This is a genomic window from Psychrobacter sp. Rd 27.2 (genome assembly GCF_001921755.1).
GTDB lineage: Bacteria > Pseudomonadota > Gammaproteobacteria > Pseudomonadales > Moraxellaceae > Psychrobacter > Psychrobacter celer.
In genome coordinates this window covers 83,845-98,316 of record NZ_MRYB01000002.1, presented here as the reverse complement: position 1 = coordinate 98,316, position 14,472 = coordinate 83,845, and the positions used below count along the sequence as shown (strand labels likewise).

The 14,472-nt window shown below is 47.4% G+C and carries 10 protein-coding genes; 8 read left to right on the top strand and 2 right to left on the bottom strand.

Annotation, left to right across the window (positions count from 1 at the left end; translation table 11 throughout):
• Positions 1-17 precede the first annotated feature (17 nt).
• Both BTV99_RS02755 and BTV99_RS02750 read left to right on the top strand, forming a co-directional pair.
• Positions 18-2,099: a hydantoinase/oxoprolinase family protein gene (locus BTV99_RS02755; RefSeq protein WP_075100841.1), complete on the top strand. Its 2,082-nt coding sequence runs from the start codon at positions 18-20 to the stop codon at positions 2,097-2,099.
• Between the two features lie 173 nt (positions 2,100-2,272).
• The gene (locus BTV99_RS02750; RefSeq protein ID WP_075100840.1) at positions 2,273-3,343 is read left to right on the top strand and encodes an AraC family transcriptional regulator; all 1,071 of its coding nucleotides are present in this window, start codon (positions 2,273-2,275) and stop codon (positions 3,341-3,343) included.
• Positions 3,344-3,509: 166 nt separating this feature from the next.
• Here BTV99_RS02750 and BTV99_RS02745 read toward each other — a convergent pair whose 3' ends face one another.
• Positions 3,510-4,169: a hypothetical protein gene (locus BTV99_RS02745; RefSeq protein WP_075100839.1), complete on the bottom strand. Its 660-nt coding sequence runs from the start codon at positions 4,167-4,169 to the stop codon at positions 3,510-3,512.
• Positions 4,170-4,323: 154 nt separating this feature from the next.
• Here BTV99_RS02745 and BTV99_RS02740 point away from each other — a divergent pair, with 154 nt between their 5' ends.
• A complete protein-coding gene (locus BTV99_RS02740; protein WP_256713713.1) occupies positions 4,324-4,824 on the top strand; it encodes a hypothetical protein in 501 nt (166 codons plus the stop codon).
• A gap of 265 nt (positions 4,825-5,089) precedes the next feature.
• Here the strand turns inward: BTV99_RS02740 and BTV99_RS02735 are convergent, their stop codons facing one another.
• Positions 5,090-6,115 (bottom strand): hypothetical protein, encoded by a 1,026-nt coding sequence (locus BTV99_RS02735; RefSeq protein WP_075100838.1) that lies wholly within the window; start codon positions 6,113-6,115, stop codon positions 5,090-5,092.
• A gap of 275 nt (positions 6,116-6,390) precedes the next feature.
• Here BTV99_RS02735 and BTV99_RS02730 point away from each other — a divergent pair, with 275 nt between their 5' ends.
• The 5 genes from BTV99_RS02730 (at position 6,391) to acnD (ending at position 14,332) form a co-directional block, all read left to right on the top strand.
• Positions 6,391-7,446, top strand: a complete 1,056-nt coding sequence (locus tag BTV99_RS02730; RefSeq protein ID WP_075100837.1) for a LysR family transcriptional regulator — start codon at positions 6,391-6,393, stop codon at positions 7,444-7,446.
• 277 nt (positions 7,447-7,723) lie between these two features.
• Complete coding sequence (locus BTV99_RS02725; protein WP_075100836.1) at positions 7,724-9,031, top strand: NRAMP family divalent metal transporter; 1,308 nt, start codon at positions 7,724-7,726, stop codon at positions 9,029-9,031.
• A 419-nt stretch (positions 9,032-9,450) separates the two neighbouring features.
• Entirely contained in the window at positions 9,451-10,344 is an 894-nt protein-coding gene (gene prpB / locus BTV99_RS02720) for a methylisocitrate lyase (protein WP_075100835.1), read from the top strand.
• A 112-nt stretch (positions 10,345-10,456) separates the two neighbouring features.
• Complete coding sequence (prpC, locus tag BTV99_RS02715; protein WP_075100834.1) at positions 10,457-11,587, top strand: 2-methylcitrate synthase; 1,131 nt, start codon at positions 10,457-10,459, stop codon at positions 11,585-11,587.
• Between the two features lie 99 nt (positions 11,588-11,686).
• The gene (gene acnD, locus BTV99_RS02710; RefSeq protein WP_075101020.1) at positions 11,687-14,332 is read left to right on the top strand and encodes a Fe/S-dependent 2-methylisocitrate dehydratase AcnD; all 2,646 of its coding nucleotides are present in this window, start codon (positions 11,687-11,689) and stop codon (positions 14,330-14,332) included.
• Positions 14,333-14,472: the final 140 nt, after the last annotated feature.

Genomic DNA, 14,472 nt, shown 5'->3' with positions numbered 1-14,472 from the left:
TGAGTTAAGGATAACTGATGAAAAATGATTTTCGAATTGGCGTTGATGCTGGCGGGACGTTTACTGACTTTGTACTGGCCGAAAAGACAGGCGATGTACATCTATTTAAGGCACCATCCACGCCAGAAGATGGCACATTAGCCATCGCCAATGGATTGCAGCAAATTGCTGACCAGTTTGACCGTCCTATTGAAGATATTATCCAAGCCTGCGACCTATGTATCAACGGTACCACTGTGGCACTCAACGCTTTAATTCAGATGAAGGGGGTAAAAGTCGGGCTGTTATGCACCGCAGGCCACGAAGACAGTATCGAGATACGCTTAGGGCATAAAGAAGAAGGGCATCGCTATGATGCCAGCTATCCGCCAGCACCGCAGATAGCCACTCGTGACTGCCGGCTACCGATACGCGGCCGTATCTTAGCCGATGGTACCGAGCATGAGCCGCTAAATGAGCAGGATGTCCTCGATGCGATCGAGGTTTTAAAGAAAAAAGACGTACAAGCGGTGGCGATCTCTTTTGTCTGGTCTATTCGCAATACCCAGCATGAGCAGCGCGCAAAGCAGCTGATCGAGCAGCATATGCCAGACGTATTTGTCTGCTGTGGCAGCGATGTCTATCCGCAGATCAAAGAATACACCCGTACTTCAACGACGCTAGTCAATGCTTATCTAAGCCCTGTTATGGCCTCGTATGTCCATAAGATTGATGATTATTTCAAGGCGTTAGGCGCAGAGCAGCCCGTTCGTTATTTTCAATCCAATGGCGGGCTTGCGGTTGGCGAGATTATGCGTGAGCGGGCAGTCAATGCCATCAACTCAGGGCCAGCGTCAGCGCCGCAAGCGGGATTATATATCGCCAGTCCGTTTGGTATTGATGACATTATTACCGTCGATATGGGCGGTACCTCTTTTGATATCACCATGGCAAAGTCAGGCCGCACCAGCCTCAACCGTGATATAGACTTTTTGCGCAATCGCATTGGCGTGCCGATGATTCATGTCGAGACCTTGGGTGCAGGTGGCGGCTCTATCGGTCATGTCAATACTTTTGGTATGCTTGAGGTCGGCCCGCAGAGTGCAGGCGCAACCCCTGGGCCGGCGTGTTATGGCAAAGGCGGAGAGCTGCCTACGGTGACCGATGCCAATTTGGTATTGGGTTATCTGCAGCCCAATGCGGTGTTGGGCGGTAGTGTGACCTTGGATAAAGACAAAGCGCTGCAAGCGGTACAGACCCACATCGCTGATCCACTGAAGATTGATCTGGCGCATGCCGCCTTTGGCATCAGCGCCATCGTCAACCAAAACATGTCTAATGCTATTCGCCGTATTACTATTGAAAAGGGCTATGACCCTCGTGACTTTGCCCTTGTCTGTGCAGGCGGCGCTGGTGGTATGCATATTATTGCGCTGGCCGAAGAGATGGGTATCGGTACTATCTTAATTCCTAAGATTGCGTCTTGTTTGTGCGCCTTTGGTCAAATTATCTCTGATATTAAATACAACTACTTGGCGACGCAAATGATGATTTTAGCGCCAGAGGCAAATCTTCAAGGTCTAAATGCTACTTTACAAGGTCTTGAAGAAGAGGGCGTGCAAAAGCTACTAGAAGACGGCTTTACCGATGAAGACATCTCTATCGAGCGTACCATGGAGATGCGCTACGTCGGTCAGGTGCATGAGTGTAATGTACTGATACCCAACGGCAAGCTCGATGCTGATAGCGTGCAGACTATCTTAGAGTCATTTCACCAGCGTCACAAAGAGCTGTATACCTATGATGAGCGTGATAGTAAAATCGAGCTGGTCAATATCGAGGTGGCGGTGATTGGCAAAATCAGTAAACCAAAGCTGCCGACGCTTGCGCCTCAGCAAGATGATATCAGCCAAGCCCAGATCGGCCGTCGTGAGATGCTGTTTGACCAGTCTTATGATTGGATCGACACACCTATCTACGATGGTGAGCAGTTCGGTGCTGGCGCTGTGGTCACAGGTCCTGCGCTTATTCAAGAGCCAACCACCACCGTGGTCATCAAGGATGGCTGGCAAGCCCAGCTGCACGAAACAGGTACCTATAAGCTCACCCGTGCTGCATAAAACATAAGGCTAACTTTTTTTAGCATTTTTTAGCATTAGTAAAGGCATCAAGTACTGAACTGGGTTCAATACTTGATGCCTTTTTGGCTTTATTTATAATATAAAATAGGATCCTTCATTATTAGCTGCTAGGATAGCAGTACAGTTGTATACTAAATATTGAGTGTTCAAGGATGAATGCAAACCGTCAACCAGACGACCTTTCACGTCAGCATGAGCATACCGGCCCAGTCTCATCGCGTCTGAATCCTCTTGCAGGCGCGCTTGATGCCGCTATAGCACCTTCTTTGTTGCCCATGCTCTCTACGTCAGCAGATAGCGCCTCTCAATCGCCGCCGAGCCTAAATGCCTTTGACTGGAAGCGCACCATTAATGACACCTATTTTGATCTAAACGTGAGCTTTCGGCAGCCCAATAAGTTTTTAGGATTTTTGCAGCATGCCAAGCTGCTCGATATCGGTGTCTCGCATTATCATGCCAATACCGTACACTATGATCGCGGTGTCCAAAGTGCTGATTACGATGACAGTATTTTAATCACGTTTCCGCTGACAGGCGATGTGCGCTTTATTCAAAAAAATCGCTCACTGAGCGCCAAACCTGGCCAGTTTTTTATTGAGCTGTCCAACTTACCTTATGAGTTTTATCATCTGTATGAAGCGTCGTTGTATGTAATCAAAGTCCCGTTAGCCTTACTGTCAGCACAAATACCTACTATAGAGCGGCAGTTTGCTCGCAGCTTGTCTATCGACGAAGGTGCAGGCAGGTTACTGGTGTTTCAGATGAAGCAAATTTTGACGCTGATTCATCATCAAAAGCTGGCTGATTTGGAGATAAAGATACTAGAGCAACAGCTGCTAAACCTGATTGTCTTGACATTGAGTGCACCCAAAGAGGTGATGATGAGTGAGATGTCAGCGATACAGTCTGTGCATCTCAAACGTATCGAGCATTATGTGAGTTTAAATTTAGCAAACCCTGATTTGAGCCCAAACACCGTCGCTGCAGCTTGTCATATTTCTGTTAGATACCTGCACAAACTCTTTGCCAGCCTGCCTTATAGCTTTTCGGAATGGGTCAAGATGCTGCGCTTAAAGCAGGCCAATCATATTTTAAAATCAAAGAGCTATGTCACCATTGAAGAAGTCGCTCATAGGGTCGGCTATGGCGACCAAAGTTACTTTTCTCGCATTTATAAACAGTATTTTGGTTATCCGCCTCGAGATACGCCCAGCACGGGATAACAAGGTATTATTAACGCCAAACTGAAATACTTGAAAAATAAGCAATAACACAGTCTTTTATATTTATAAATACAAATATAAAGTATAAAGACAACAAAAAAGGGCAGGGCATCATGGTTGAGCGTCAACATCCTACTGTTTTAGCCACTATCTGCATATAAATGCACTAAATCGTCCACTGGTCAGTGATAACGGCTACCAGATAACGCTTACCTTGATAGTCATCAAACACCAAGCGCAATGCCCGCCAGTCTAAACCGCTGTATTCATCACTACCTTTATAGTAAAACTCAACGACATCAGAGTTTTGATATATTTTATTTAGGTTATTGATGCTATTGCCACTTTTTTGAAACTCATTGATGCTAAGGGTAGCGTCATTAAAGGTTTTGGCCTTTACCCAAGTGTCTAGGTACTCTGGTAGCGGTATGATTAATGGCTCACCAGTGCCGTCACGTTCACCCCAAGTAAAGCGGATTTTGGACTGCTGCAAATACTGAGCATACTGTTCACGGCTAAAGACCTTATCGGATTCAGGGCGCACATAAGCATACATGGAGAAACGTACACCACGGGTAGGATGAATGTCTTTGGTGATTCTGGCATAGTCGTTATTGGCAAGTGCACGCTGGATGCGTAACGCTTGCTGTTTGAGCGTTTGCTGGCTCATGTCCGTGGTGACGGGGGTGTTGGTGGATTGCGCCGATGTATTTATAATAGTGGAGTCAGCTGAGGATTGACAGCCTGTTGCTGCCAATACAAAGGCGAACATACCACTTGTCATTATCGAAAAATAAGGGGGCTTTAACGCTGCAAATAGGGTCATATTATGTCCTTATGATAGCCGTTACTGGGAGTATGCAAAGCGACAATCGTTAATCATCTCAACCTGAATGATACGATAAGACAGCACAGCCCTCATATGAGTGTGATGTAATGGTTAATAGCTATTTGTGTAAAAAAATAGGGTAAATTGACCCATGCAGATTATTAAACCATTGATACCCATACTGATATTGCTCGCGGCAGGATTTGCGACGTTTGCTCATGCAGCAATTAATGTTACAAGAAATAATACAACAACAGGCATGCAGACATATAACGCGCAAAAACTACAAACCATTCGCCAGATGTATGAGCAAGACATCCGTAATGAAGGGATGGATAATCCAGTCGTCCTGCAACAATACGCCAATACAGCGCTGCAAAACGCCATGCAGTTAGAACAAACATATTTTGAGACAGTGCAAATGTCTTGTCATGTGGGTTACGATGTATTATGGAACTCACAGGATCCTGATTATCAGCAAGACAAGCAGTTTGCCATCACTGATAAAGCGCTGGTTAAAGTCAGCTTGGCACAAGGCGGCGATGTCTATTATGATTTGATTTGTGATGATAAAAATTGCCAAGTGGCAGACGTGATATTAACTGATCAAAGAAAATCTCTGCGTGAGCATTTGCTAAAAGCTTGCCGTTAGTTTGAGAAAAGTATGGTAATGGGTTGGATGGTGAGGGATTAATGATTTTCTGGGAGCATCAATAGAAAGTAACGTAAGTAAAATCGTCGAATCAGTATGTATAAAAAGCTTATCGGTAACCTATTAAAAGCATTGGTTTGTTTTCGCATAATGTATATTATGTTAAATAAGGTCTATAAAATACTATATCAGTGATTATATTAGCGCTTACTAGACATTGCCTTGCTAAGCATTGTATGGTCAGTCCACCCTACAAGGAACATCATTAATCATTGGTCTCGCGGTACAAGGTGGTTTGTGATTCATCTTTAAATTCTTCATAAGTAATCACAGGCTCAGCATCCAACTCAGTATCCAAATCCTCATTCTCACTGGTTAAGGCAGCATTGTTTTGACTTTCGTCAGCTGGCTGCTCGGTTGTGGCGATTTCGTCTGATTTATCCGAGCTAAGTGCTGCAGCAGAGTCGCTTGACGCTGTATGATCAGCAGTTGCATTGGTGTCTGTCATTGCATCTTGCTCTTGCTGAGTCGCTACAGCTACATCAGGGGTTGTGGCTTCTGTACTTTGTATAGGGTTGTCTTTTGTATCGCTAGAGAAATAAGTGATGGCGGTATAACCCAGCACGGCCGCTGCCAAAAGTACTGAGCCGATACCGATAATGAGTGTTGATGGTTTGCGTTTACTTGCCAGCGCTTGCTCGTCTTGAGGATCGATACTTTGGCTTTGAGAGTCGGTACTTTGATAGCTGCTAGCCTCAACCTCTGTGCTGGCAGCCGCTTGACGATCCTGTGGTTCATGGTCGTCGATGTGATGCTTTGGCGCTACGCCGCTATCTATTTCTACAATATCTGCGCTAAATACACTGCCCGCCCCTTTGTCGGTATCTAACCCACCCTCAGGCGTTGATGTTGATACACTGTGAGAAGTCGTGCTATCTGGCTCAGAAAAGTCCAGCGTAAAATCAAGTTTGTCGTTGTCGCGCTCAGTATCTGGTGCCGCAGCTGTTGGGTCTTTTGGCGGCTGTTTTGGCTGGCTGTCATGCTTATCTTGACTGGCAAACCATTGTAGCTCTTCGTCGGTCAGCGGCTCATAAGCAGGCAGATGATGTGCGCTTTTTAGAGGCTCTAGTTTTTTATGAGGCTCAGGGTGCTGCACGCGTTTCAAAAAACGCTTGTAGATATCACCATTGCGCTTGTCTCTGCGATTTTTAGCATTGGCAATCTTTTTTGCCAACTTTGTGTCAAGCTTTGCTTCAAGATCAATACTACTGTCATTATTTATATCGTTCATAGAATGATACCGAGCCAGTTATACTATTACCATTAGATAAAGGATGATACAGTTTATTTGCCAAATGTAACAGCACCGTTACGGCCAATATAATTACCTACTGCTCTATCTTCAAGCACAATTTGTAGGTTTTACCTATTTACCCTTACAGGGCGCGCTTGATTTTTTCAAACGTATGATGGTTCTTTCATCATGTCAGGCGCGTTGCCAACGTTTTAAATCAAACGATTAAAATACGGTATAAAGACAACAATAGATATAACAGGCACTCAGATATGGATTTAAAACAACTGAAGGCGTTCATTGCGATTGCAGATCTACGCAGCTTTAGCGCAGCGGCAACCCAGACAGGTTTGTCGCAGCCAAGTCTGAGTCGCCTGCTCAAACAGCTTGAGACAGAGATGGGGGTGGTGCTCATTGATCGTTACCATCGGCCGCTGCATTTGACAGATGCGGGAGCGTTTTTTTATGAAAAAATCAGTGCCGTACTGACAGAGATTGAGGCAGTCACCAGCATGACTCAGCGCTTATCTATGCCCAGTAGCACACTCAATATCGGCTTTGTGCCATCGGTGCTGTATGGGCTACTACCCGACATTATCGCCACCCTAAAGCAGTCAAATCCTGATATCGATGTCAATCTTAAAGACATCAGCTCTTATCAGCAGATCGATGCCCTAAAATCTGGCGAGATTGACATTGGTTTTGGGCGCTTCGCTCACCAAGATCCTTGGATTCAGCAGATACTCCTGCGTCATGAGCGCTACGTGGTGGCCTTGCCCAAGGCGCATCCGCTTGCGCAGGTGCGTGCGCAGCGTTTGATCGATTTGGCAAATAACCGCCTGATTTTATACCATCAAACGCATCTACCGATAGCCACCACAGTATCGACAGCTTTTTCGTCATCAAAGCCTAAGTCACCGGCCTCTTCGCCAATCGATACCGACTCTGCAGCTCAGCAGCATACGTCATCGGATTCCCAAGCGCCGCTAGGACAAAACGAGCCGATCACCGAGCCGCTGCTGCATTTATTTGCCCAATACGGTGTATCACCATTTATGACCACGACAGTGAGTGACTTACAAGTAGCGCTGGGCCTAGTGGCGGCAGGCGAAGGGATCACGCTGGTGCCTGCCAGCCTAAGCACTGTCCGTACCGAGCAGATCAGCTATCAGCGCCTCATTCACGAAAACGCCACCTCCCCTATTTATTTACATACGCTCAAAGACTGCGTTCATCCAAGCATCCCCGACCTACTCACCGCGACGTATCAAGTGTATGAGCAGCGCGGTATCACCTATCGACCACAAAAATTTGCCTCGATGCCTTAAATTATCAGATATCGAACGATTATTATGTTATAAAGAACGGCCAAAAAAATTCGTCCAAACTCTTGATATTTATATGCAATTATGCTAACTATCGAGAATGGGCATGCAAACAATTAGTAATAGTTATTAGAATAATCATTCTCCTGAACAGCTTCGGTGTGCTAAAGTCGATACAAGATGAATCGTTTTATTAAAGGTAATAAAACATTCATGACCGTTCATTGGCAGACTGACACAGGCAAGTGATGATTTGCCGTTCAAACATCTCGAGGTATTCATGTCCACACAACCACTCAACAACTCTCGCATTGCAAGCACCGACGCGACCGACAGCGCAACCGATGAGGCGCAGCAGCCCAAGGGCTTTAGCTGGCGTATCTTTGGCCCAGGGATTTTGATGGCGACGGCCGCTATCGGCGGCTCGCATCTGATCTCATCAACGCAGGCTGGCGCGATATATGGCTGGCAGCTTGCGATCATGATTATTTTGGCCAACGTCGTTAAGTATCCGTTTTTTCGCTTTGGTACTGATTATGTCTATGACACAGGTGAGAGTCTGATTGCTGGCTATGCCAAGCGCTCAAGGGTCTATCTTTGGGTGTACTTTATCCTATCTATCTTGTCTGCCGTCATCAGTACCGGCGCTGTGTCACTGATTGCTGCGGTGATATTAGGCTTTATGCTGCCCGCCTCTCTTGGTCTATCGACGATGACGTTATCGTTCATCATTGTGGCTGTATCATGGTTCTTTTTGATTGCAGGTCACTATAAGGTACTCGATGGCGTGACCAAATGGATCATGATTGCTCTCACGACGGCTACCGTTGCGGCGGTCATCATCGCTGCTGGCAAGCCGACCGTGATGGCGGCTGACTTTGTTGCCGCCTCGCCATGGAATTTGGCGACACTAGGCTTTATTGTGGCGTTGATGGGCTGGATGCCCGCGCCATTAGAGTTTGCTGCCATTACCTCTATGTGGACCTCTGTCAAGGTCAAAACCGATCATACGACCCACCGTCAGGGCTTGCTAGACTTTAATGTCGGTTACTCAGTATCTGCGATTTTGGCGCTGTTTTTCTTATCACTTGGCGTGTTTGTGCAGTACGGCTCAGGACAAGAGATTGAGCTGGTTGGCGGCGCTTATATCAATCAGTTGATCAACATGTACACAGCGACCATCGGTGAGTGGTCGCGGCTGCTGGTCGCCTTCGTCGCTTTTATGTGTATGTTTGGCACCACCATCACCTGTGCCGACGGTTATGGCCGTGCCAACGCAGAGTGCTGGCGTTTGCTCAAAGGCGAAAAGGAAATCAACAAAAAACAAGTCGCGTTCTGGACAACTTATGCCATCGGTGGTGGTTTGGTAATCATTACCTTCTTTACAGGTCAGCTCGGCGCGATGCTTAAGTTTGCTATGATTTCCGCCTTTGTCTCGGCACCCATCTTTGGCTGGCTCAACTACTCACTGGTGAAAAAGCATAAAAAGCTCTCAGCTGGCATGAATGCTTGGTCGATCGCTGGGCTTATTTTCTTAGCCAGCTTTGCGTTATTGTTCTTAGCCAACCTAACTGGTATGTTTGGCTAGAGCATAAAAGCACCTCTTTGTTAAACGAATAAGGCTCAAGCGATAAAAGCCCTTTTAGCATTTTTAGTATTGCTATTAGGGCTTTTTTTTGGCGACTAGATAACGCCCCTGCTCCTTTGTTTTGTCAAAACCTGCCAGCGTAGATGTAATTGTAAATAAATGTAAATAAAACCTCGCCGGTACTTTAATGACTTAAAGGATATGAATAATAAATCAAAGAAATAGTGATTTCTTGGATAGTGCTATTTGAAATACAAATACTTTTAATAAAAATTAACTGATAAGTTATATTAAGTTTATAAACCCAGCTCGGTAGGGTCTTTGCATCGGTAGATATTTGGGTATAATCAAAAACCAATACGATCAACCTCACTGTTTATACTCAGTGTTTTGCATAAAACGATAACAAGGACCACCACATGACTTCTTTATCCGCTGGCGCACGTTTTCGCCAAGCTTTGGCTCAAAAAAACGACCAAAACCAACCCTTACAGATCGTCGGTACTATCAACGCCTATACCGCGATGATGGCGACCCAAGTCGGTCATCAGGCCATCTATCTATCAGGCGGCGGCGTCGCCAATGCGTCTTTTGGCTTGCCTGATCTGGGCATGACCAGCCTTGATAATGTGCTAGAGGATGCGCGCCGTATCACTGACGCGGTGGATACGCCGCTATTGGTCGATATCGATACTGGTTTTGGTGGCGCTTTTAATATTGCCCAAACCATCAAAAAAATCGAAAAAGCGGGCGTGGCTGCCGTACATATCGAAGACCAAGTGGCACAAAAACGCTGCGGCCATCGCCCAAACAAAGAAATCGTCAGTATCTCAGAGATGGTCGATCGCCTAAAAGCGGCCTTAGATGCCAAAACCGACCCTGATTTCGTGGTTATGGCACGTACAGATGCGTTATCGGTCGAAGGGTTGGACGCGGCGGTTGAGCGTGCGGTAGCCTTCCAAGAAGCAGGTGCCGATATGATCTTTGCAGAAGCGCTAACCGACATTGAGATGTATCGCAAGTTTACCGATGTGCTCGATATCCCGGTACTGGCCAACATGACAGAGTTTGGTCAGACCGATCTATACACCACCGAACAGCTATATGGAGTGGGTGTCGATATGGTGCTGTACCCCTTATCTGCTTTTCGCGCGATGAACAAAGCCGCCCTCAATGTCTATCAGCATCTATTAGATGACGGCACACAAGAAAACGTCGTCGATACCATGCAGACCCGCATGGAGCTATATGATTTCTTAAACTATCACGAGTTTGAGCAAACGCTAGACAAACTGTTTGCAGATAACAAGTAAGCATCTATTGATAAGTGTCAATCAACAAGTATCTATTGTAAATGCTTATCACTATGACATCATCCTTTTCGTCAATTACCCAAACAAGCCACCTAAAAAAAGGAATTCAACCATGGCAGCACAAAAAGAATTATCAGGCGCAGGCCTACGTGGCCAAGTCGCAGGCAAGACCTCGCTATCGACAGTTGGCAAATCAGGCTCAGGCCTGACCTATCGCGGCTACGATGTCTCTGAGCTGGCGGACAAGTGCATTTTTGAAGAAGTGGCGTATTTGCTACTGTATGGCAACTTGCCTACCCAAAGCGAGCTTGATGCGTATCAAGCCAAACTCAAAAAAATGCGAGGCCTACCGCAAGCGCTAAAAGACGTACTCGAGCGCATTCCAGCGGACGCGCATCCTATGGACGTACTGCGTACGGGCTGCTCGATGCTAGGTAACCTTGAGATGGAAACCGACTTTGATCAGCAAAATGATAAAACCGATCGTATGTTGGCGGTGTTCCCATCTATCATCAACTACTGGTATCGCTTTAGCCATGACAACGTGCGTATCGAGACCGAAACGGACGATGCTACTATCGGTGGGCATTTCTTGCATTTGCTCAAAGGTGAGAAGCCAAACGAGCTACACGAGCGCGTGATGAACGTCTCATTGATCTTGTACGCTGAGCATGAGTTCAACGCCTCGACCTTTACCGCCCGCGTCTGTGCATCTACGTTATCGGACATTCATTCTTGTGTCACAGGTGCGATCGGCTCACTACGTGGGCATTTGCATGGCGGTGCCAATGAGGCTGCGATGGACATGATCGAAGGCTTTGGCTCACCGGATGAGGCCGAAAAAGAGATGATGGCCATGCTGGCACGTAAAGATAAAATCATGGGCTTTGGTCATGCGATCTATAGCGAGTCGGATCCGCGTAACGTCGTCATCAAAGGTTGGTCTGAAAAGCTGGCGGCTGACGTCGGTGATGAGGTGCTATACCAAGTATCGGTACGCTGTGAGGAAGTCATGTGGCGCGAGAAAAAACTGTTTTGTAATGCTGACTTTTTTCATGCCTCAGCCTACCACTTTATGGGCATCCCGACCAAGCTGTTTACGCCCATCTTTGTCTGTTCACGCTTAACTGGCTGGGCGGCGCACGTGTTTGAGCAGCGCGCCAACAACCGTATCATTCGCCCAAGCGCGGAATATACGGGTGAAGAGCTGCGCCCAGTACCGGACATCGGCGCGCGCGGTTAATGTTTTTAAATAACAGCTATTTTTAATAACCCTTCTTAGTAAGGATGATCCGTCATGACAGACAACAAACAGCCGTTAACGCAAGTTAATCCACAAGCCATGAACGATAAGTACAAAAAGCCATTGCCCGGCACCGAGTTACATTACTTTGATGTCGAGCAAGCGGTCAATGAGATCGAGCCTGGTGCTTATGCCAAGCTACCTTTTAGCTCAAAGGTATTATGCGAAAACCTCGTGCGCCGCTGCCCACCTGAGGATTTGACCGAGGCGCTAGCGCAGCATATCTACCGTAAGCAAGAGGTCGACTTTCCTTGGTATCCTGCCCGCGTGGTATGTCACGATATCTTAGGTCAGACCGCGTTTGTCGATTTGGCAGGCCTACGTGATGCCATCGCCGAAAAAGGTGGTGATCCTGCCAAAGTAAATCCCATCGTACCGACGCAGCTGATCGTTGACCACTCATTAGCCGTAGAGCATGCCGGTTTTGAAGAAGATGCGTTTGAAAAAAACCGTGCCATCGAGGAGCGCCGTAACGAAGACCGTTTTCACTTTATCAACTGGTGCCAGTACGCCTTTGATAACGTCAACGTCGTCCCGCCTGGTAATGGCATCATGCACCAAATCAACCTAGAAAAAATGTCGCCTGTCGTACAAGTGGTCGCCGACCAAGACGGCGATGCTATCGCCTTCCCTGACACCCTAGTCGGCACCGATAGCCACACGCCGATGGTCGATGCGCTTGGCGTTATCTCTATCGGTGTCGGCGGGCTAGAGGCCGAAAGCGTGATGCTGGGCAATCCCTCATACATGCGCTTGCCAGATATCATCGGTGTCGAGCTGACAGGTCAGCTGCAAGAAGGTATCACTGGTACCGATTTAGTACTGGCGATGACCGAGTTTTTACGCACTGAGGGCGTGGTGTCATCTTATTTAGAGTTCTTTGGTGAAGGTGCACGAAACCTAACGGTTGGTGACCGCGCCTCCATCTCTAATATGACCCCTGAATATGGTGCTACTGCTGCGATGTTCTCTATCGATGAGCAGACCATTGATTACTTGCGCCTCACCGGTCGCAGCGAGCAACAAATCAAAACCGTAGAAGCTTATGCCAAGCAAGTTGGCCTCTGGGCTGATGGCCTAAAAGAGGCTGAGTATGAGCGCGTACTACGCTTTGATTTATCAAAAGTCGTACGCAACATCGCAGGGCCCTCACGTCCGCACGCGCGTGTATCGACGACCGACCTTGTGGCCGAGGGCATTGCTCACGGCGAAGGGAATAAGTTGCCTGAGCCAAAAGATGGCCAAATGCCAGATGGTGCCGTCATTATCGCTGCGATCACCAGCTGTACCAACACCTCAAACCCACGCAATATGGTGGCCGCTGGTATCGTCGCCCGTAACGCCGTCGAAAAAGGCCTCATTCGTAAGCCTTGGGTGAAGTCCTCACTAGCCCCTGGCTCAAAAACCGTTAAGCTGTATTTAGAAGAAGCAGGGTTGCTACCTGAGCTACAAAAACTAGGCTTTGATGTTGTAGCCTTTGCCTGTACCACTTGTAACGGTATGAGCGGCGCGCTGGACCCAGATATCCAGCAAGAAATCATCGATCGCGACTTATTTAGTACCGCTGTGCTATCGGGCAATCGTAACTTTGATGGTCGTATCCATCCGTATGCCAAGCAAGCGTTCCTCGCCTCGCCGCCGCTTGTGGTCGCTTATGCCATCGCAGGTAACATCCGCTTCGATATCGAAAAAGACTCACTGGGCAAAGACCACGACGGCAACGATGTGTATCTAAAAGACATCTGGTTTGACGATGCGGAGGTCGACGCTATTGTCAAATCAGCGGTGAAGCCTGAGCAGTTTAATCAAGTGTACATCCCGATGTTTGATGAAGCCAAAGCGCAGGCAGGCCGTAATGAAGCGTCAGTTATCGACCCGCAATATGACTGGCGCGAAATGAGTACCTATATTCGCCGTCCACCGTATTGGGAAGGCAAGATGGCGAAGAAAAATACCCTAAAAGGCATGCGTCCACTCGCTGTGCTTGGTGATAACATCACCACCGATCATTTGTCGCCGTCTAATGCCATCATGGGTGACAGTGCCGCTGGCGAGTATCTCGATACCATGGGCTTGCCTGAGGAAGACTACAACTCGTACGCCACCCACCGCGGCGATCACTTGACTGCGCAGCGTGCCACCTTTGCCAACCCGAAGTTGCTTAATGAGATGGTGCGCGACGAGGACGGCAATGTCATTCAAGGCTCACTCGCTCGCGTAGAGCCTGAAGGTCAGGTCATGCGTATGTGGGAAGCGATTGAGACGTATATGAATCGTGACCAACCGTTGATCATCATCGCAGGCGACGGCTATGGTCAAGGCTCTAGTCGTGATTGGGCGGCAAAGGGTGTACGTTTGGCAGGCGTAGAAGTCGTCGTCGCCGAAGACTTTGAGCGTATCCACCGCCAAAACCTCGTCGGCATGGGCGCGCTACCCGTACAGTTTGCGCCTGGTATCACCCGTGAGACGCTCAACATCGATGGTACAGAAATCTTCGATATCGAAGGGGATGTCTCTGCTGGCGGCGATATGACACTGGTCATTCATCGCAAAGACGGCAGTGTCGATAAAGCGCCTGTTATCTGCCGCTTAGACACGGCTGATGAAGTAAAAATGTACAACTCTGGCGGTATGCTCCAGCGTTTTGCCAAAGAGTTTATCGAAGGTACGCTAGATATTGCGTAAGCGTTAAGGCTTAGCGTATAAGTAATAAAAAGAAATAAGCCGATGTTATATAAAGTATGGCATCGGCTTTTTTGTAATTATTGATATACTTTTATAAATAGCGTAACATGTACTATTAATTGTACAAGTATTGGAGACTG

Bases quoted from the DNA above. Each gene is read 5' to 3' on its own strand.
- BTV99_RS02755 (WP_075100841.1), top strand. From the start codon at position 18: ATGAAAAATGATTTTCGAATTGGCGTTGATGCTGGCGGGACGTTTACT.
- BTV99_RS02750 (WP_075100840.1), top strand. From the start codon at position 2,273: ATGAATGCAAACCGTCAACCAGACGACCTTTCACGTCAGCATGAGCAT.
- BTV99_RS02745 (WP_075100839.1), bottom strand. From the start codon at position 4,169: ATGACCCTATTTGCAGCGTTAAAGCCCCCTTATTTTTCGATAATGACA.
- BTV99_RS02740 (WP_256713713.1), top strand. From the start codon at position 4,324: ATGCAGATTATTAAACCATTGATACCCATACTGATATTGCTCGCGGCA.
- BTV99_RS02735 (WP_075100838.1), bottom strand. From the start codon at position 6,115: ATGAACGATATAAATAATGACAGTAGTATTGATCTTGAAGCAAAGCTT.
- BTV99_RS02730 (WP_075100837.1), top strand. From the start codon at position 6,391: ATGGATTTAAAACAACTGAAGGCGTTCATTGCGATTGCAGATCTACGC.
- BTV99_RS02725 (WP_075100836.1), top strand. From the start codon at position 7,724: ATGTCCACACAACCACTCAACAACTCTCGCATTGCAAGCACCGACGCG.
- prpB (WP_075100835.1), top strand. From the start codon at position 9,451: ATGACTTCTTTATCCGCTGGCGCACGTTTTCGCCAAGCTTTGGCTCAA.
- prpC (WP_075100834.1), top strand. From the start codon at position 10,457: ATGGCAGCACAAAAAGAATTATCAGGCGCAGGCCTACGTGGCCAAGTC.
- acnD (WP_075101020.1), top strand. From the start codon at position 11,687: ATGAACGATAAGTACAAAAAGCCATTGCCCGGCACCGAGTTACATTAC.